The sequence below is a fragment of the Pseudomonas sp. TWP3-1 genome, assembly GCF_049896625.1.
In the GTDB taxonomy this organism is placed as follows: Bacteria; Pseudomonadota; Gammaproteobacteria; order Pseudomonadales; family Pseudomonadaceae; genus Aquipseudomonas.
This window is the reverse complement of record NZ_JAFCUQ010000009.1, coordinates 12,825-31,932: the sequence shown is the minus strand read 5'-3', so window position 1 is coordinate 31,932 and position 19,108 is coordinate 12,825. Positions and strand designations below refer to the sequence as shown.

Genomic DNA, 19,108 nt, shown 5'->3' with positions numbered 1-19,108 from the left:
GGCTGTACGTGGGAGACGTTCGGGTCTGCCGGTTCTAGAGTCCCGGTCTGCGACCCGCGTATAGCTGCCACCCCTTCGTATTGCAGCGAAACGTGGCAGCTCCATGACCCTGGAGATTTCACCTTGATCAAACCAACACCATCTACAAAATCGCCCCCGGCATCGACAGCGAAGAATTGCTGGCCAATGCCTGCGAAACGCTGACCTCGGCCAAGGTCATGGCCAATGATTTCGCGGGGATGCTCGACGCGTCGCAGCGGCATGTGCTGCTGGGGATTGCGCAGTTGATCATGCTCGGGGAGTTGGCGGTGAATCGGGTGCTGGATAATCTGGAGTTGAAGGCTGACACAGCCCCGTAGGCTGACGAGCGGTTGTGGCGAGGGAGCTTGCTCCCGCTCGAGTGCGCAGCGCTCGCAATACTTTTTTGGGGCTGCTTCGCAACCCAGCGGGAGCAAGCTCCCTCGCCACAGGTTTATGCCTGACATGAAAAACCCGCCGTCCCGTTTGATCGGGGCGGCGGGTTTTGTCGTTTCAGCGCTCAGGTCAGACGGTGTCCACCTTCAACGAATGATCATTCAGCATCCCGGTGATGATCGTCGCCGTGTCGTGCCCGCTGGCGATCATCCCGCCCGCCCCCGGTGTCACGCCGTAGTGGCTGGCGAGGTTGACGCCGGCCAGATCGATGGTCTGGTTCGGCGTGGCGCCGGCCATGGCGCTGACGTCGATGCTGGTCATCACCGATGCCCCGCTACCACTGACGGTGAAGTGCAGATAGTCATCGAGTGACGCCGTGGTGCCGTTTTCGCCTTGCAGCAATTGCGACAGATCGAGCTTGTCGGTGCCGGGGGTGAAGTCGGTGACGACGTCGTGGCCGCTGTTGCCTTTGAGCCACTGGAAGGTGTCGGCCCCTGCCCCGCCAGTCAGCGTGTTGTTGCCCATGCCGCCGATCAGCAGGTCATCGCCACCGCCACCGTTGAGGACGTCATTGCCGAGGCCGCCGGTGATCACGTTGCTGTTGTTGTCGCCGGTCAGGCTGTCATTGAAGTTCGAGCCAACGAGGTTTTCGATACCGGTCAGGGTATCGGTGCCGGCACCCAAGGTATTTTGCGCGACGAGTGTGCCGAGGTTGACCGTAACGCCTGCGGTGGCATGGGCGTAACTGGCGGTGTCGCTGCCGGTGCCGCCGTCGAGCAGGTCATTGCCCGGCCCGCTGTAGAGCAAGTCATTGCCGGCGCCGCCGTGCAGTTCGTTGTTGCCCGAGCCTGCGGTCAGCACATCGTTGCCGTCGCCGGCGTTGATGATGTTGTTGCCGGTGCCTGCCACCAGCACGTCATCGCCTGCAGTACCGGTGAGGGTGTGGCCGTCCTGATAGCTGATGGTCACGTTGGCGCTGTCGCTGCCGCCGTGGTTGTCGTTGGCGGTGTAGGTGCCGTGGTAGTCCGGGGTGATGTCCTGCGCCCCGGCGTAGTTGAGGGTCATGGTCAGTTGGTAGTTTTCCGCCGCGTTGGCGTTGCTGCCCGTGGTGTTGGTGATGTTGGTGATGTGGATCTGGTAGGTGCCGTCCGCCGAAGCGGTCAGGGTTTGACCGTCGGCCAGGGCGATCCAGCTGCCGCCATTGAGCGAGTACTCCATGCTCACATGACCGGCCGCCAGATTGTGATCCAGGTTGAGGGTTTCACCCTGGCGCAGGTTGACGGTGATGCGGTCTTCATCGTTGGCATTGACGTTGCTCACAGCACCGAGGTAGCCGCTGACCACCAGTACGGCCGTCATGGTCGCTGCGTTGGCGCTGAACGAATTGCGCACGTTGGCCAGGTTCTGGTTGGCGGCGGTGTTGCCGATCCCGGTGAAGCTGATCGCACCAGTGCCGGTGAAGTCCGCCGCTTTCGAAATCCAGCCCGTGTTGAACGAGGTCGGTGTGGCGTTGAGCGGGTCGCCATTGGGGTCGGTGTCGTTGGCCAGCAGCAGCTCGCCGGGCACCACAATGTTGCCCGACAGCACGTTGGTGATGACGTGGTCGTCCATCGCCACCGGAGGCGCGTTGGGGATGACTTTGACGGTCAGCGTGGAGCTGGCGAGGTCACCGTCGTTGTCGCTGACGGTGAAGCCGATGTTTTCGGTGATCACCACGGCGGTGGTTTTTTGCGAGGTGTAGGTGTAGTCGCCGGTGTCGAGGTTGATCACCAGGGTGCCGCCATTGTTGGTGGCGATGCTCAGGCTGTTGGTCGCCGTATTGAAGGTGCCGTGGTTGACGCCGCCACTCGGGGTCAGCGAGCCCTGGCCGCTGAGGGCTTTGGGATCGTAGGTGTAGGTGGTGCCGTCGACGACGATGGATTTGATGAAACCGCCATCCGCGCCGAAGGTCCCGCCCTCGCCCAGCAACGAGCCGGTGACAGGTGCGCCCTGTACGGTGCCCGACAGCACCGAGTTGAGTTGATTGAGATCCGTCACCACCACCGCATTGGTGTTGGTGTGGCTGATGCCGTCGTAGGCCAGTGGGTCGAGGTTGGCGTTGCTCACGCCGCTGCCGAGGCCGATCGCGTAGTTTTTGATGTTGTTGGCATCGAGGAAGTTTTTCAGCGCAGCTTCGTCTGCGGCGTTGATGTCGCCCTCGTTGGGTTTGCCGTCGGAGAAGAAGTAACCGACGTTTTGCGCCCCGGTGAGTTTGCCCGAGGTGTTGAACGCGGTTTGCATCACCGCCACGGCAGCATCGTAGTTGGTGCCGCCACCAGCGGTGAGGCCTGCGAGGATGGTCTTAGCGGTGGCAACATCGACCCACACCGCGGTGCGATCGGTGGCGTTGCTGCTGAAGGTCACCAACTGCACTTTCACATCGCCGAGATCATCGTACTTGTCGAGCAAGGCACTGATCGCCTGCTTGGCCAGCGCCAGCCGCGACAGGCCAGGTACGCCGGAGGCATCGGCCATGCTGCCGGAGATGTCGAGGACGATCAGCAGATTGGAATCGATCTCCACCGCCGCCACCGAACGATCCGAGGCCACGGCTTTGGGCACGTCATCGACAATGTTGACGACGATGGTGCTGGTGGTGCTGTTGCCCAGTGCATCAGTGGCTTTGTAGGTGAACGATTCGCTGAGGGTATTCGGTCCGTCGTTGGCGTTCGGCGAGGTTTTTGGCGCCGAGGTCAGGGTGTAGGTGTACGTGCCGTTGGGGTTGAGCAGGATCTGCCCGTAACTGCCCGTGGCACTGCCGACCAGCGTATAAGTCAGCGCGCCGCTGCCGCCGGTGACCGCACCGACCAGTGTGCCCGTGGCGGTTTCGCCGGTGTTGCCTGGCTCGCTGCCGGTGACCGTGCCGGGGGCCAGATCCTGGCCGTCCTTGGTCAGGTCGAGGGCTTTCTCGTAGACCGTTACGTCCTGATCGACCGAGGCCAGCAGTTTGCTGTCGGCGACGTTGATGGTGATGGTCGTGGTGCTTTCATCACCGTCACTGTCGCGGATGCTGTAGGTGAACGTGTCGGTGGCGCCCGGTGGGCTGACCGAGTTCGGGTTGCTGTGGTAGACGGCGTTGCCCGCCGCATCGAGGGTCAGGTAACCGTAGGCGCCATTGATGTTGCTGTTCAGTCCGCCGACGGCCGAAGTCGCGGTGTTGCTGCCGGCGCGCACGCCAATAATCGTCGCCGCGCCATCGGCACCGCTGACGTCATTGCCCAGCACGCTGATGTTGACCGTGCCGCCCTCCGCCACCGAGCCGCTGTCCGCTTGAGCGGTCGGCAGGTCGTCGACGATGTTGACGTTGATCTGGCCGGTGGCGGTGCTGCCATCGGTGTCGGTCGCCACCACGTTGAAGTTCTCGGTGATGCTGTTGGCGCCGTTGGCGTTCGGGTGGGTTTCGTTATCCACCAGGGTGTAGCTGTAGCTGACCACGCCGGTGGTTGCGTTGAACCCGGTGATGGTCAGCGTGCTGCCCAGCGGGGTGACTGTCGATTGCGGGAAGCCTGCGGCCACGCCATTGGTGACCAGCGCGATGCCGCCGACGGTCAGGGTTTGCAGACCGTCGAGCGCGGTAACGGTGAAGGTGCCGCTTTGGGTCAGCGCCGGAGCGTTGGGGCTGGTGCCGTCGCTGAGATTTTTCTCGTAGACGGTGAGTTCGCCGCCATAGACGTTGAGGCCGTTGAGCACCACTGGATCGTCGTTGTTGTGAATGTTCAGCACCAGGTTGGCGGTGCTGGTGTCGCCGTCGGCATCGGTCAGGGTGTAGGTGAAGGTTTCAGTGCCGTTGCCACCGCCGTGCAGATTTTTGAAGTCCGCATCGTTGGTGTTCAGCGTGTAGGTGTAAGTGCCATTGGCATTTAGCACCAAGGTGCCGTACGTACCGGTGAAGGTGCCGGGGGTGATAGGACCTGTCGCGACGACATCCGCGCCTTGCACGTCGTTGGTCAGCACGTTGCCGTTGAGGGTCAGCAACGATTCGGAAGCCGTGTTGGCATTGCTGTCATTCACAGCTGTCGGCACGTCATCGACGATGCTTACCACGATGGTGCTGGTGACCACGTTGCCCAGCGAATCGGTCGCCTGATAGGTGAAGGTTTCGGTCAGCGTGTTAGCGCCGTCATCGGCTTGCGGCGTGGTGCTGGCCGGCGAAGTCAGGGTGTAGGTGTAAGTGCCGTTGGCATTGAGCACGATCTGCCCGTAGTTGCCGGTGGCGCTGCCGACCAGCGCGTAGCTGATCGCGCCGACTGCGCCCGTAACCGAGCCGACCAGTGTGCCGGATGCGGTTTCGCCAGTGCTGGTGGGGTCGCTGCCGACCACAGTGCCAGGGGCCAGATCCTGGCCGTCCTTGACCAGATCCAAGGCTTTTTCGTAGACGGTAACGTCGGTATCGCTGGTCGCGTACAGCTTGCTGTTGGCCACATCGATGGTGATGGTGGTGGTGCTTTCATCGCCGTCGGAATCGCGCACGGTGTAGACGAACACGTCAACTGCGCCCGGGCCACTGACGGTATTCGGATTGCTGTGATAAACCGCGTTGCCATTGGCATCCAGTGTCAGGTAGCCATAGGTGCCGTTGATCTGTGAATTGAGACCGGTAGTGGCCGAAGTCGAGGTATCGGAACCGGCGCGCACGCCGATCACCGCGCCCGTCACCGCCGGGCCGTCGGCGCCACCGATGTCATTGTTGAGCACGTTGCCGCTGACGGTTGCGCCCTCTTGCACCGAAGCTGCATCGGGTTTGGCGGTGGGCAGGTCATCGACGATGTTGACGTTGATCTGGCCGCTGGCAGTGCTGCCGTCGGTGTCGGTCGCCACCACGTTGAAGTTTTCCGTGATGCTGTTGGTGCCGTTGGCGGTTGGATGCGCTTCGTTATCGACCAGGGTGTAGCTGTAGCTGACGACACCCGTGGCCGCGTTGAACCCGGTGATGGTCAGCGTGCTGCCCAGCGGCGTGACCACCGATTGCGGGAAGCCTGCTGCCACACCGTTGGTGACCACGGCTATGCCGCCGACGGTGAGGGTTTGCAGACCGTCGAGCGCGGTGACAGTGAAAGTGCCGCTTTGAGTCAACGCCGGGGTATTGGGACTGGTGCCGTCGCTGAGGTTTTTTTCGTAGACCGTCAGCTCACCGCCATTCACATCGAGACCGTTAATGATCACCGGATCGTCGTTGTTGTGGATCTGCAGAACGAGGTTGGCTGTGCTGGTATCGCCGTCGGCATCGGTCAGGGTGTAGGTGAAGGTTTCGGTAGCGTTGCCACCGCCGTTTAGCGCTTTGAAATCGGCGTCGCTGGTGTTCAGCGTGTAGGTGTAGGTGCCGTTGGCATTCAGCACCAAGGTGCCGTAGGTGCCGGTGAAAGTGCCGGCAGTGATCGGCCCGGCGTTAGGCCCGGTCGCAACGCGGTCGGCGCCTTGCACATCGTTGGGCAGGACATTGCCTTCGAGCGTGAGCAGGGTTTCGGAGGCGGTGCTCGCGTTGCTGTCGTCCACCGCTTTCGGCACGTCATCGACGATGTTTACGTCCAACGTGGCGTTGGCAGTGGTGCCGTTGTCATCGACCACGGTTACGGCGAACTGCTCGCTTAGCGTGTTGGCGCCGTTGGCAGTCGGATGCGCTTCGTTATCGACCAGGGTGTAGCTGTAACTGACCACGCCAGTGGTCGCGTTGAACCCGGTGATGGTCAGCGTGCTGCCCAGCGGAGTGACGACGGATTGCGGGAAACCTGCGGCCACGCCATTGGTAACCACGGCGATGCCGCCGATGGTCAGCGAGGTCACGCCGTCGAGTGCGGTGATGGTGAAGGTGCCGTTTTGCGTCAGCGCGTTGGCATCCGGAGCGCTGCCGTCGCTGAGGTTTTGCTCGTAGACAGTAAGTTCACCGCCGTTGACGTTCAGGCCATCGATGATCACCGGATCGTCGTTGTTGTGGATCTGCAGAACGAGGTTGGCGGTGCTGGTATCGCCATCGGCATCGGTGATGGTGTAGGCGAAAGTTTCAGTGCCGTTGCCGCCGCCAGTCAGCGCTTTGAAATCAGCGTCGCTGGTGTTCAGCGTGTAGGTGTAGGTGCCGTTGGCATTCAGCACCAAGGTGCCGTAGGTGCCGGTGAAAGTGCCGGCGGTGACCGGCCCGGTCGCAACGCGGTCGGCGCCTTGCACATCGTTGGGCAGGACATTGCCTTCGAGCGTGAGCAGGGTTTCGGAGGCGGTGCTCGCGTTGCTGTCGTCCACCGCTTTCGGCAGGTCATCGACGATGTTTACGTCGAGCGTAGCGTTGGCAGTGGTGCCGTTGTCATCGACCACGGTCACGGCGAATTGCTCGTTCAGCGTGTTGGCGCCGTTGGCATTCGGGTGTGCTTCGTTATCGACCAGGGTGTAGCTGTAGCTGACCACGCCCGTGGCCGCGTTGAACCCGGTGATGGTCAGCGTGCTGCCCAACGGCGTGACAACGGATTGCGGGAAACCTGCGGCCACGCCATTGGTGACCACGGCGATGCCGCCGATGGTCAGCGAGGTCACGCCGTCGAGTGCGGTGATGGTGAAGGTGCCGCTTTGAGTGAGTGCGTTGGCATCGGGGGCGCTGCCGTCGCTGAGGTTTTGCTCGTAGACAGTAAGTTCACCGCCGTTGACGTTCAGGCCATCGATGATCACCGGATCGTCGTTGTTGTGGATCTGCAGAACCAGATTCGCGGTGCTGGTATCGCCGTCGGCATCGGTAATGGTGTAGGCGAAAGTTTCAGTGCCGTTGCCGCCGCCAGTCAGCGCTTTGAAATCAGCGTCGCTGGTGTTCAGCGTGTAGGTGTAGGTGCCGTTGGCATTCAGCACCAAGGTGCCGTAGGTGCCGGTGAAAGTGCCGGCAGTGATCGGCCCGGCGTTGGGGCCGGTCGGTACGCGGTCGGCGCCTTGCACGTCGTTGGGCAGGACGTTGCCTTCAAGCGTGAGCAAGGTTTCGGAGGCGGTGCTTGCGTTGCTGTCATCCACGGCTTTCGGCAGGTCGTCGACGATGTTCACGTCGAGCGTGGCATTGGCAGTGGTGCCATTGTCATCGACCACGGTTACGGCGAACTGCTCGTTCAGCGTGTTGGCGCCGTTGGCAGTTGGATGCGCTTCGTTATCGACCAGGGTGTAGCTGTAGCTGACCACGCCCGTGGCCGCATTGAACCCGGTGATGGTCAGCGTGCTGCCCAGCGGAGTGACCACTGATTGCGGAAAACCAGCGGCCACGCCATTGGTGACCACGGCAATGCCGCCGATGGTCAGCGAGGTCACGCCGTCGAGTGCGGTGATGGTGAAGGTGCCGTTTTGCGTCAGCGCGTTGGCATCCGGAGCGCTGCCGTCGCTGAGGTTTTGCTCGTAGACAGTAAGTTCACCGCCGTTGACGTTCAGGCCATCGATGATCACCGGGTCGTCGTTGTTGTGGATCTGCAGAACCAGATTCGCGGTGCTGGTATCGCCGTCGGCATCGGTGATGGTGTAGGCGAACGTTTCGGTGCCGTTGCCGCCGCCAGTCAGGGCTTTGAAATCGGCGTCGCTGGTGTTCAGCGTGTAGGTGTAGGTGCCGTTGGCATTGAGCACCAAGGTGCCGTAAGTGCCGGTGAAAGTGCCAGCAGTGATCGGCCCGGCGTTGGGGCCGGTGGGCACGCGGTCGGCGCCTTGCACGTCGTTGGGCAGGACGTTGCCTTCAAGCGTGAGCAAGGTTTCCGAAGCGGTCGAAGCGTTGCTGTCGTCCACGGCTTTCGGCAGGTCGTCGACGATGTTTACGTCGAGCGTGGCGTTGGCAGTGGTGCCGTTGTCATCGACCACGGTTACGGCGAACTGCTCGCTTAGCGTGTTGGCGCCGTTGGCAGTCGGATGCGCTTCGTTATCGACCAGGGTGTAGCTGTAACTGACCACGCCAGTGGTCGCGTTGAACCCGGTGATGGTCAGCGTGCTGCCCAGCGGAGTGACGACGGATTGCGGGAAACCTGCGGCCACGCCATTGGTAACCACGGCGATGCCGCCGATGGTCAGCGAGGTCACGCCGTCGAGTGCGGTGATGGTGAAGGTGCCGTTTTGGGTCAGTGCACTGGAGTCCGGCGCGCTGCCGTCAGCGAGGTTTTTCTCGAAGACTGTCAGCTCGCCACCTTCAACGTTCAAGCCGTTGATGATCACTGGATCGTCGTTATTCTGGATCTGCAAAACCAGGTTCGCAGTGCTGGTATCGCCGTCAGCATCGGTCAGGGTGTAGGTGAAGGTTTCCGTGCCGTTGCCGCCGCCAGTCAGCGCTTTGAAATCAGCATCGCTGGTGTTCAGGGTGTAGGTGTAGGAACCGTTCGGATTGAGCACCAAGGTGCCGTAAGTCCCTGTGAAAGTCCCGCCAATCACCGGGCCGCTGTTCGGGCCAACCGGGATGCGGTCGGCGCCCTGAATGTCGTTGGGCAACACGCTGCCGGTCAAGGTCAGCAGGGTTTCCGAGGCGCTGTTGGCATTGGTGTCATCAACCGCTTTGGGCACGTCGTCGGTGATGTTGACATCGAGGGTGCCGGTCGCGGTGTCGCCATTGCTATCGCCGGCGACCACGGTGAATTGTTCGCTGAGGCTGTTAGCGCCATCACCGGCCGCATGGGTTTCATTGCCGTTGAGGGTGTAGCTGTAACTGACCACGCCGGTCGCCGGGTTGTAGCCGGTGATGGTCAGCGTGCTGCCGAGTTGCGTGGTGATCGATTGTGGGAAACCGACCGCTACGCCGCCGACCACCACATTGATGCCGCCGATGCTCAGACTGGTCAATCCGTCTGGTGCATTCACAGTGAAGCTGCCGGTCTGGGTCAGCGCGCCAGGATTGGCGGCGGAGCCGTCGCTCAGATTGGATTCATTGAGATTCAATTCGCCGCCATCGACAGACAAGCCGCCGAGGGTCACAAGGTTGTTGACTGGAGGTGGTGGCGGAACAATCGGCGCGACCGGATCAGCATCGCCATCGCCGTTATCCAGCGCCGCCTCGCGGCGTTCCAGCGGAAACTCGGGGATCCCGCCAAAACCGGCAGTAGGGAAACCGATAGTCGGATCGACCCGCCCGCCGACTTCTTCCAGCAACACAAAAGTATGCCCGCCACCTAACTCACCGGTCGTGTTGCCCGGGGTGTTGGGGCCGGCGGCAGTGGCTTCAGCGGTTTTGCTCGGGTCTTCACCGGCAGCGATGGCTTTCTGGATCTGTTCGACGTCGGTCAGCTGTGAATCGGTCGGGGTCAACGCATCAGCCGTGTGCACTTGACCAGGCTGATCGGCAAGCAACTGCGCAGTCAATTCCAGGCTGCTGCCTCGGCCCAAAGTCAATTCCTTGCCATTTTGCAGATGAACGGCAACCGCGCCCTCGGCGCCAGTGACCAATTGATCCCCTGCAAACAGGCGGTCGCCCTCGACGAGTGCGCGGCGAGTACCGTCGCCCGCAACCGCAAAAACCTGACCAATGACTTTAGTGACGATCCCGATGAGCGTTGCCATGTGCATCTCCTGGGCGCCGACCACCGTCGGCACTGGTTAACGAAGCAGCCCATGGCTCAATCGGGTTGTCGGGGTGACGCTCGCACCTCGACAGTTCGTTTCGCCGGTGACGCGAAATCAGAAACTCCCGCGCCTTCAAGCACTTGGAATTCCTGATCGATGCCGCCAACCGACTAACGCTACGTAACGGTGGTGAATCACTCGAGTGACAAAAATCTGTCGCCCATCAACCGCTACGCGTCCCTCCCCTTTAGCAGTACTTCGCCGTATGTCGCAAAGTTGATTGGAACTTTCCTCAAGCCTTTTTGTGCTCCCTAAAGCGCATGAAACAAAGGCTTTCGAGTGGAACAATGTGCCGGATTTCGAGAAGCGCATAAGTTTTTTTTGGAATAACCGTTATGAAAATTTTTTCTTAGCTACGCTTCAGGATGTTCTTAGCTCTGTTGTTACAGGCATGAAACGCTTTTCACTATAAAAGACGTCAAATAATTGGCGACAACGAAATACCATCAGGACTCAGGGAGATGCACCCATGCGCGTTTTAACCCCCCTCTGCAGCGCGGTTTTGCTGGCCATGGCTTGCACTTCTCAAGCCCAGGCCATGAACCTCACCGAAGCCATCCAGAGCACTATCGCCACGCACCCCGAATTGGCTTCGCGCGTGGATGCGCGCCTGTCGGCTGATGAACAGGTGAAAGTCGCCAAGGGGGGCTTCTACCCTTCCGTCGATTTGAACGCCGCTTACGGGCGCGGCTACAGCGACAACACCAATACTCGGGCTTTGGGTAATCACAACACTGAAATCCTCACCTACACCCAGTCCGAATTGCGCATGCGGCAGATGATCTTCGACGGTTTCAATACCGCCAACGAGGTCGAGCGCACCAAAGGCGTGTCCAACTCGCGCGCTTACTACGCGCAAGGCACCGCTCAGGATCTGGCCCTGCGCACCATCGAGGTCTACCTCGAAGTGCTCAAGCGCCGCGAACTGGTGACCCTCGCCACCAACAACTTGCAGGCCCACTTGCGCGTGAATGATCAGATCGGGCTGCGCACCGAGCGCGGCATCGGCAGCACCGCCGACTCCGACCAATCGGTTGCACGTAAAGCGCTGGCGCAGAACAACCTCGACACTGCCGAAGTCGATCTGGCCGACGCCGAAGCGAATTTCTACAGCGTGGTCGGACGTATGCCCGATGAGCTGGAAACCCCGGCCTCGACTCGCGGCGAATTGCCTACCGACCTGCGCGAAGCCCAGCAAAGCATGGTCGAGAACAATCCTTATCTGAAGTCTGCGCAGGCCGACGTGCAGTCAGCCGAGAGCCAGTACGAAGTCGCCAAATCGCCGTTCTATCCACGCTTCGATGCCGAAGCGGCAGTCGGCGCCAACAACAATGTGCAGGGTGATGAAGGCCATGACAACGAATGGCGCGTAGGCGTGGTGATGAACTACAACCTGTTCCGTGGTGGCAGCGACAAGGCGCGTCTGGCCGCCAATGCGCATGACATCAACCAGGCGATGGACATCCGCAACAACGCGCTGCGTCAGCTCAACGAGAACATTCGTCTGGCGTGGAACGCCATGACCAACGCCAAGAAACAAACCCCGACCGCCCGCGAATACGCCGACACCACCAAACGCGTACGTGCGGCTTATCAGGATCAGTTCGGCTTGGGCCAACGCACCCTGCTCGACTTGCTCGACAGCGAAAACGAGCTGTACAACGCCAACCGCCGCTACGTCGAAGTACGCTACACCGAGGAATACTCGATGTACCGCGTGCTGGCCAACATGGGCCAACTGCTGAGCAAACAACGGGTGGTGCTGCCAGCGGATGCGATTGCGTCCAGCGAGGTGAAAAACGAAGCGCGCCTGCCCGAGTTGAAATGATCGCTCTGTGGCGAGGGAGCTTGCTCCCGCTGGGTTGCGCAGCAACCCCAAGATCGTTCAACGATGAAGATTTTGTGAGTGCTGCGCACTCAAGCGGGAGCAAGCTCCCTCGCCACAGGTACTTGGCCAGTCATCTCCGGGAGCGATCAATATGACCAGCATGGAACCCGGCAACACCGGGATCGATCCGCGGCTGAGCTTCGATGATCCGTTACTCGACGGTCTGTTGATCCTCTGCAAACTCCACGGCGCGACAGTCAGTCGCGCCAGCCTGAGTGCCGGGTTGCCTTTGAACAAACAACGCCTGAGCCTCGACCTGCTGCCCCGTGCAGCGGCCCGGGCCGGGTTGCAGGCTCGATTGTTACGGCGTGAACTGAAAGACATCTCGCCACTCAACTTGCCGATTCTACTGTTGCTCAACGATGGTCGTACCGCCGTGCTGCGGCGCTTCGGCGACGACGGCAAGGCACTGATTCTGCCCAGCGAAGCCGATGGCGGCGAGCAATGGGTCAGCCGTGAAGAACTCACCGAACACTACGCCGGTCAGGCGCTGTTCGCCCGGCCGAGGCACGAACTCGAAGACCTGCGCTCACCCTTGGTGCCACGCGTGCAGGCATGGTTTCGCGACACGCTGAAGCTGTCGAAATGGCTGTACAGCGACGCAATCCTCGCCAGTTTCCTGATCAACCTGTTGGGCCTGATGGTGCCGCTGTTCGTCATGCAGACCTACGACCGCGTGGTGCCGAACCAGGCCACCTCAACCTTGTGGGTGCTGTCGATCGGCCTGCTGATCGGCACCGGTTTCGAACTGGTACTGCGGGTGGTGCGCGCGCACTTGCTGGACACCGCCGGCAAGAAAACCGATGTGATCCTTTCCGCGACTTTATTTGAACGCATCACCGGCATGTCGATGAAGGCGCGGCCGGCGACCATCGGCGGATTCGCGCAGAGCATTCATGACTTTCAGGGCCTGCGTGAATTCCTCACCGCCGTGACCCTGACCAGTTTGATCGACCTGCCGTTTGTGGTGCTGATGCTGGTGGTGATCGGCCTGCTCGGCGGCTGGCTGGTGGTCATTCCGCTGCTGGCGTTCCCGCTGACGATCATTTTCGCCATGATTATTCAGGCGCGCCTGCGCGACACCGTGCAGAAGAGTTTGAGCCTTGGCGCCGAGCGTCAGGCGCTGCTGATCGAAACCCTCGGCGGCCTGGAAACCCTCAAGGCGTGCAGCGCCGAGAGCGAGCGCCAGCACAAATGGGAAAGCACCCACGGCGCCCTCACCCGCCTCGACAGCCATGCGCGCAATCTGTCGGCGCTGGCCACCAACGGCACGTTGTTCATCCAGCAGTTTTCCGGGATGGCGACGATTGTCGCCGGGGTCTACAGCATCATTGCCGGCAACCTCAGCGTCGGTGCGCTGGTCGCGACCTACATGCTCGGCAGCCGCGTGCTCGCACCGCTGGGGCAGATCGCCGGGCTGATCACCCGCTACCAGCAAGCGCAACTGACGATGAAAAGCACCGACGCGCTGATGTCGCTGCCGCAGGAACGCGACGGCAAACAACGGCCGCTGGAGCGCACGCAATTGCAAGGCGCGCTGGAGGTCAACGGCGTGACTTTTCACTACAACGGCCAGAACGCTCCGGCCCTGAACAACATCAGCTTCAGCATGCAGGCTGGCGAACGCATCGGCATCATCGGTCGCAGCGGCTCGGGCAAAAGCACGCTGGCGCGGCTGGTGATGGGCTTCTACGAACCGGAAGAAGGCCAGCTCCTGCTCGATGGTCTCGACCTGCGGCAACTGGATGTCGCCGACCTGCGCCAACAGATCGGCTACGTCGCCCACGACTTGCCGCTGCTGGCCGGAAGCCTGCGCGACAACCTGACCCTCGGCGCGCGTTACGTCAGCGATGCGCGCATGCTCGAAGTCGCCGAACTGACCGGAGTCACCGAACTGGCGCGCCAACATCCGCAGGGTTTCGACCGGCCGGTGGGCGAGCGCGGGCAACTGCTTTCCGGTGGCCAGCGCCAAGCGGTGTTGCTGGCGCGGGCGCTGTTGCTCGATCCGCCGATCATGCTGCTCGACGAACCCACCAGCGCCATGGACAACAGCAGCGAAGACGCCCTGCGCCAGAAACTGCACGGCTGGATGCAGGGCAAGACACTGCTGCTGGTCACCCACCGCACCTCGATGCTGAGTCTGGTGGATCGGCTGCTGGTGCTGGACAACGGCCGGATCGTCGCCGACGGTCCGAAAGAAGCGGTCATCGATGCACTGCGCAAGGGCCGCGTCGGCTCGGCGGCGGTGTAAATGGGTACACATAACCTTGGCTATCACAAACCTGTGGCGAGGGGATTTATCCCCGATTGGGTGCGCAGCGCCCATCAGATTTTTGGGGCTGCTGCGCAACCCAGCGGGGATAAATCCCCTCGCCACAGGTAAGCGTCCTTAGCCACTGCTTTGTGGTGAGGTTTGATGTTTCTTTATTGAGGGGTATTGCCCCATGTCTGGTTCTTCCGGCTCTGACTCAAATGCTAAAGATCGCGGCTACTTCGACAGTTTCGGCAAGAGTGCCGAAGTCGAGTACATGCCGGAAACCGCCGGCGCCTCGTTGCAGGATTCGCCGCGCTGGTCGCGCATCACCGTGTGGCTGGCGGCAGGGTTGCTGATCAGTGCGCTGGTCTGGGCGAAGTTCGCCGTGTTGCAGGAAGTGACCATGGGCGAAGGCAAGGCGATTCCGTCGAGCAAGATCCAGGTGATCCAGAACCTGGAGGGCGGGATTGTCACCGAGATCTTTGTTCGCGAAGGGCAAATGGTCGCCAAGGGTGACACTCTGCTGCGCCTGGATGACACGCGATTTCGTTCAAATAAAGGTGAAAGCGAGGCCGACCGCTATGCCTTGACCGCGCAGGTTGAGCGGCTGTCGGCCGAGGCTGAAGGTCGGCCGTTCAAGCTCTCCGCCGAAGTGATCGCCAAGGCCCCGCAAGTCGCCGAGGACGAGCGCTCGTTGTACGAGCAACGCCAACGCCGACTCGCCAGCGAACAGCGAACTCTGAGCGAACAGTTGCGCCAGAAGACTCAGGAACTGGCCGAGTTTCGTTCGAAGCAGGGGCAGTTCAGTTCCAGCCTCGGGCTGCTGCAACAAGAGATGAACATGTCGGAGCCATTGGTGAAAACCGGTGCGGTGTCGCCAGTGGAGATCCTCCGGTTAAGACGCAGCGCAGTGGAAATTCGCGGCTCGTTGAATGCCACGACGTTGGCAATCCCGCGCGCCGAATCGGCGATCAACGAGATCAAAAGCAAGATCGACGAATCGGAGCAGACCTTTCGTTCGGAAGCGGCCAAGGAGCTCAATGAGAAACGCACTGACCTGTCGAAAATCACCGCATCGAGCATCGCCATCGACGACCGCGTCAGCCGCACCACGGTGACCTCGCCGGTGCGCGGGGTGATCAAGCAAATGAAGGTCAACACCATCGGCGGCGTGGTGCAGCCGGGCAGTGACATGGTGGAAATCGTGCCGCTGGAAGACAACCTGCTGATCGAAGCCAAGGTGCGTCCGCAGGACGTCGCGTTCCTGCATCCGGGCCAGAAAGCCATGGTCAAGTTCAGCGCTTACGACTACACGATCTACGGCGGGCTGAGCGCGAAACTCGAGCTGATCGGCGCGGACACCATCACCGATGACAAGGGCAACAGCTTTTATCTGATTCAGGTGCGCACCGATAAAAACCATTTGGGCGGGGACGTGAAACCGCTGCTGATCATTCCGGGGATGGTCGCGACGGTGGACATTATTACCGGGGAGAAAAGTGTGCTGGATTACCTGCTGAAACCGGTGCTCAAAGCCCGGACCGAGGCGATGCGCGAGCGCTAGTGATTATCCGGAATTTGTATTGATTGGTCGGGCCTCATCGCTGGCAAGCCAGCTCCCACAGTGACCGTGTCGTACACAAAGTTTGTGGCCACAGAAAAACCTGTGGGAGCTGGCTTGCCAGCGATGAGGCCCGCAAGAACACCAATCATTTTCCAGCATGATTACGCTGAAAAGTTTCCTGCCCCATCGCCGCAATCTGCCCTTCGATCAACGCTTCGAACGGCTTGAGCAATGGTTCGAATGTAGTGGGCGCTTCCAGGGTTTGCAATGCCTGCACAATCGCCTCAACCGTCGACAACGCCCCCGGCCCCGGCGCTTTGCGCAGTCGATAGCGCGACACCCCGCCACCCACCAGCGTCACCCTCGGCAACGCCGCCAGCAGCGGATTCAGGTGCAGCATCTTACGCGCCTTGCGCCAGGTGCCGTCCGGGACCACCAGCAGTAGCGGCTCATCGGACGCGGCATAAGCCTGCATCGGCTGCGCATCCTCGGCGGGAAACAACAAACGCGCCTGATACCCCGGCTGATTCAGCAGCGTCGGCAAATCCTCGAACACTTCACCGACAATCAGCTCGGCATTGGTCAACCCCAGCGCCGCCAGCCGCGCGGTGTTCAGTGCATGACTGACCTCGCTCGGATGCTGCAACAGCAACACCCGGGTGCGGCTGTCGAGGCTGGGGATCAGCGGGCACAGGCAGTGGGTTTGTGGGCGCAGGCAGCGCGGGCATTGGAGTCTGGACATTTTGGTTAAACCTGATTGAGCTGAGCTTTGAGCAGATCGCGGAAGGTCTGGATCAGCGGTTCGCGACTGCGGCCGCGGCGCATGATCATCGAAAACGGCGCCTGGTAACCGAAGGTCGCCGGCAGCAACACGCGCAGATCACCCTTGTCAGCCCAGGCTTGCGCGTAGTGCTCCGGCAAGTAACCGACGTAGGCGCCGGATAGCACCAGAATCAGCTGCGCTTCCATACTTTCCACCGTCGCGGCGCTGTGTTTGAAACCGTGGCGGGCCAGTTCGGCCTGGCTCCAGTAACCGCGCCCGACCATGCGTTGCTGGGTGATGACTTGCTCGGGAATCCGTCGTTCGTTGAACAACGGATGCCGGCTGCTGCAATACAACCAGTGCTGCTCGCGGTAGAGCGGCATGTACACCAGACCGCTCATGCGCGTGGAAAACGCGCCGATGGCCAGGTCGAGGCGATTGTCCTGTACGCCGAGCTGCAGTTCATACGGGCTCATCACCGACAAGTGCAGATGCACTGCCGGGTGTTCCTGACTGTAGGCACCGATGGCCTCGGCAAAAGGCAAGGCCTTGTCGCTGACCGTGGAGTCGATAACACCCAGGTTGAGCGTGCCGCGCAGTTCGCCCTTGAGCGCGGCGGCGTATTGCTCGAAGCCTTCGAGTTCAGCCAGCAGGCGCAGGGTTTCCTGATGAAACAGCTCGCCTTTGCTGGTCAGACTGAACCCGCCCCTGCCGCGATGACACAGCACCAGACCGAGCGCGGCTTCGAGCTGGCTCATGTAGGTGCTGATGGCCGAGGTCGACAGGTTGAGTTCCTGCTGCGCGTTGGCGAAGCCTTGATGGCGGACCACGCTGGTGAAGATGCGCAGGAGTTTCAGGTCGGGTAGAGCGTTGGCCATGGGTTACTCCCGGCTCTGGTGTTGTCTGTGGGAACTGCCCCTCACCCCAGCCCTCTCCCGGAGGGAGAGGGAGCTGATCTTCATGGCTTTCAAATCCTGAGTTCGGCTCGATATCTCAGGTCGATGCAAATCCTGAGAACAACGCGGTCGGCCCCCTCTCCCTCCGGGAGAGGGCTGGGGTGAGGGCAACAAAGTCTAATCCGCCATCGCCCATTAGTTTAGAAAAATCTGAACTAAGTATTTGCCCGTAGCGATTCTTCCCCGTCACTACATTTCGCAGAATCGGCCCCCAGCGGTGCCCGTGACCTTGCGAATACGGCGCGCCGACATAAATAAAACAATGACGATGAGGCCTTACCCGTGGACAAGATTCTTCACCAACCACTGGGCGGCAATGAAATGCCGCGCTTCGGCGGCATCGCCACCATGCTCCGACTCCCCCACTTGCCAACCGCTGCCGGTCTGGACGCTGCCTTCGTTGGCGTGCCGCTGGACATCGGTACGTCGCTGCGCCCCGGTACTCGCTTCGGGCCGCGCGACATTCGCACCGAATCGGTGATGATCCGCCCGTACAACATGGCCACCGGCGCCGCTCCGTTCGACTCGCTGTCGGTCGCCGACATCGGTGACGTGGCGATCAACACCTTCAACCTGCTCGACGCCGTGCGCATCATCGAAGAAGCCTACGACAACATCCTCGAACACAACGCGATCCCGATGACCCTGGGTGGCGACCACACCATCACCTTGCCGATCCTGCGTGCGATTCACAAAAAACACGGCAAGGTCGGTCTGGTGCACATCGATGCTCACGCTGACGTCAACGATCACATGTTCGGCGAGAAAATCGCCCACGGCACCACCTTCCGTCGCGCTGTCGAAGAAGGCCTGCTGGACTGTGATCGTGTGGTGCAGATCGGTCTGCGCGCGCAGGGCTACACCGCTGATGACTTCAACTGGAGCCGCGATCAGGGCTTCCGCGTGGTGCAGGCCGAAGAGTGCTGGCACAAGTCGCTGGCGCCGTTGATGGCTGAAGTGCGCGAGAAAGTCGGCGGCGGGCCGGTGTACCTGAGTTTCGACATTGACGGCATCGATCCGGCCTGGGCGCCGGGCACCGGCACCCCGGAAATCGGCGGTCTGACGACCATTCAGGCGATTGAAATCATTCGCGGCTGTCAGGGCCTCGACCTGATCGGCTGCGATCTGGTAGAAGTCTCGCCCGCTTACGACACCACCGGCAACACCTCGCTGCTGGCCGCCAACCTGCTGTACGAAATGCTCTGCGTACTGCCTGGCGTGGTCCATCGCTGAGGATCGGTCATGAACGAACTCGATCAGGTTCTGAAAGCCGCTGCCGATCTGGTGACGGCGTTTGCGCGCAATGATCGCGAAGCTTACTTCGCTGCCTTCAGCAGCGACGCAAGCTTCGTGTTCTACACCCTCGAACAACCGCTGTTGTCGCGCGATGCCTATCAGGCCTTGTGGGACCGCTGGCGCGTCGAGGATGGCTTCGAGGTGCTCTCGTGCACCTCAAGCAACGCCTTTGTCAGCCTGCAGGGTGACGTGGCGATTTTCATCCATGACGTGGCCACCGAGCTGCGCATGCAAGGGGAGCAACACTTCAGCCAGGAGCGCGAGACGATTGTTTTCAAGAAACAAACGTCGAGCCTAAAACAACAAGGCCATTGGCTGGCCTGCCACGAACATTTGTCCGCAATGCCGGAAGGGCTGCCATCCCCTTAGCCAAGACAGGTGACGCTCA

Annotated in this window: 8 protein-coding genes and 1 pseudogene; 6 read left to right on the top strand and 3 right to left on the bottom strand. The window is 61.1% G+C overall.

Translation table 11 applies throughout. The features are described from left to right. Nucleotides 1–134: 134 nt before the first annotated feature. Nucleotides 135–359, top strand: a pseudogene (locus ACP7BN_RS14160) (DUF6124 family protein); the annotation flags it as partial. Nucleotides 360–543: 184 nt separating this feature from the next. Here the strand turns inward: ACP7BN_RS14160 and ACP7BN_RS14155 are convergent. Beyond that, complete coding sequence (locus ACP7BN_RS14155; RefSeq protein WP_426204838.1) at nt 544–9,936, bottom strand: retention module-containing protein; 9,393 nt, start codon at nt 9,934–9,936, stop codon at nt 544–546. Nucleotides 9,937–10,468: 532 nt separating this feature from the next. Between ACP7BN_RS14155 and ACP7BN_RS14150 the strand changes: the two genes are divergently transcribed. The 3 genes from ACP7BN_RS14150 to ACP7BN_RS14140 all read left to right on the top strand — a co-directional run bounded on the left by ACP7BN_RS14150 (nt 10,469) and on the right by ACP7BN_RS14140 (nt 15,705). Beyond that, a complete protein-coding gene (locus ACP7BN_RS14150; protein ID WP_420647899.1) occupies nt 10,469–11,827 on the top strand; it encodes a TolC family outer membrane protein in 1,359 nt (452 codons plus the stop codon). Between the two features lie 151 nt (nt 11,828–11,978). Continuing rightward, nucleotides 11,979–14,138 (top strand): type I secretion system permease/ATPase, encoded by a 2,160-nt coding sequence (locus ACP7BN_RS14145; RefSeq protein ID WP_426204836.1) that lies wholly within the window; start codon nt 11,979–11,981, stop codon nt 14,136–14,138. A 193-nt stretch (nt 14,139–14,331) separates the two neighbouring features. After that, nucleotides 14,332–15,705 carry an HlyD family type I secretion periplasmic adaptor subunit gene (locus ACP7BN_RS14140; protein ID WP_426204834.1) on the top strand — a complete coding sequence of 458 codons (1,374 nt, stop codon included), beginning with the start codon at nt 14,332–14,334 and terminating at the stop codon, nt 15,703–15,705. Between the two features lie 145 nt (nt 15,706–15,850). On the opposite strand, the gene ACP7BN_RS14135 is transcribed toward ACP7BN_RS14140, so the two are convergent. Both ACP7BN_RS14135 and ACP7BN_RS14130 read right to left on the bottom strand, forming a co-directional pair. Then, nucleotides 15,851–16,447, bottom strand: a complete 597-nt coding sequence (locus tag ACP7BN_RS14135) for a tRNA-uridine aminocarboxypropyltransferase (RefSeq protein ID WP_426204832.1) — start codon at nt 16,445–16,447, stop codon at nt 15,851–15,853. Between the two features lie 5 nt (nt 16,448–16,452). Then, entirely contained in the window at nt 16,453–17,346 is an 894-nt protein-coding gene (locus ACP7BN_RS14130) for a LysR family transcriptional regulator (RefSeq protein WP_426204830.1), read from the bottom strand. 360 nt (nt 17,347–17,706) lie between these two features. Here ACP7BN_RS14130 and speB point away from each other — a divergent pair, with 360 nt between their 5' ends. Together speB and ACP7BN_RS14120 are read left to right on the top strand one after the other, a co-directional pair. Further along, nucleotides 17,707–18,657, top strand: a complete 951-nt coding sequence (speB, locus tag ACP7BN_RS14125; RefSeq protein ID WP_420647894.1) for an agmatinase — start codon at nt 17,707–17,709, stop codon at nt 18,655–18,657. Nucleotides 18,658–18,666: 9 nt separating this feature from the next. Further along, a complete protein-coding gene (locus ACP7BN_RS14120; RefSeq protein WP_426204827.1) occupies nt 18,667–19,089 on the top strand; it encodes a YybH family protein in 423 nt (140 codons plus the stop codon). Nucleotides 19,090–19,108: the final 19 nt, after the last annotated feature.

Bases quoted from the DNA above. Each gene is read 5' to 3' on its own strand.
- ACP7BN_RS14155 (WP_426204838.1), bottom strand. From the start codon at position 9,936: ATGGCAACGCTCATCGGGATCGTCACTAAAGTCATTGGTCAGGTTTTT.
- ACP7BN_RS14150 (WP_420647899.1), top strand. From the start codon at position 10,469: ATGCGCGTTTTAACCCCCCTCTGCAGCGCGGTTTTGCTGGCCATGGCT.
- ACP7BN_RS14145 (WP_426204836.1), top strand. From the start codon at position 11,979: ATGACCAGCATGGAACCCGGCAACACCGGGATCGATCCGCGGCTGAGC.
- ACP7BN_RS14140 (WP_426204834.1), top strand. From the start codon at position 14,332: ATGTCTGGTTCTTCCGGCTCTGACTCAAATGCTAAAGATCGCGGCTAC.
- ACP7BN_RS14135 (WP_426204832.1), bottom strand. From the start codon at position 16,447: ATGTCCAGACTCCAATGCCCGCGCTGCCTGCGCCCACAAACCCACTGC.
- ACP7BN_RS14130 (WP_426204830.1), bottom strand. From the start codon at position 17,346: ATGGCCAACGCTCTACCCGACCTGAAACTCCTGCGCATCTTCACCAGC.
- ACP7BN_RS14120 (WP_426204827.1), top strand. From the start codon at position 18,667: ATGAACGAACTCGATCAGGTTCTGAAAGCCGCTGCCGATCTGGTGACG.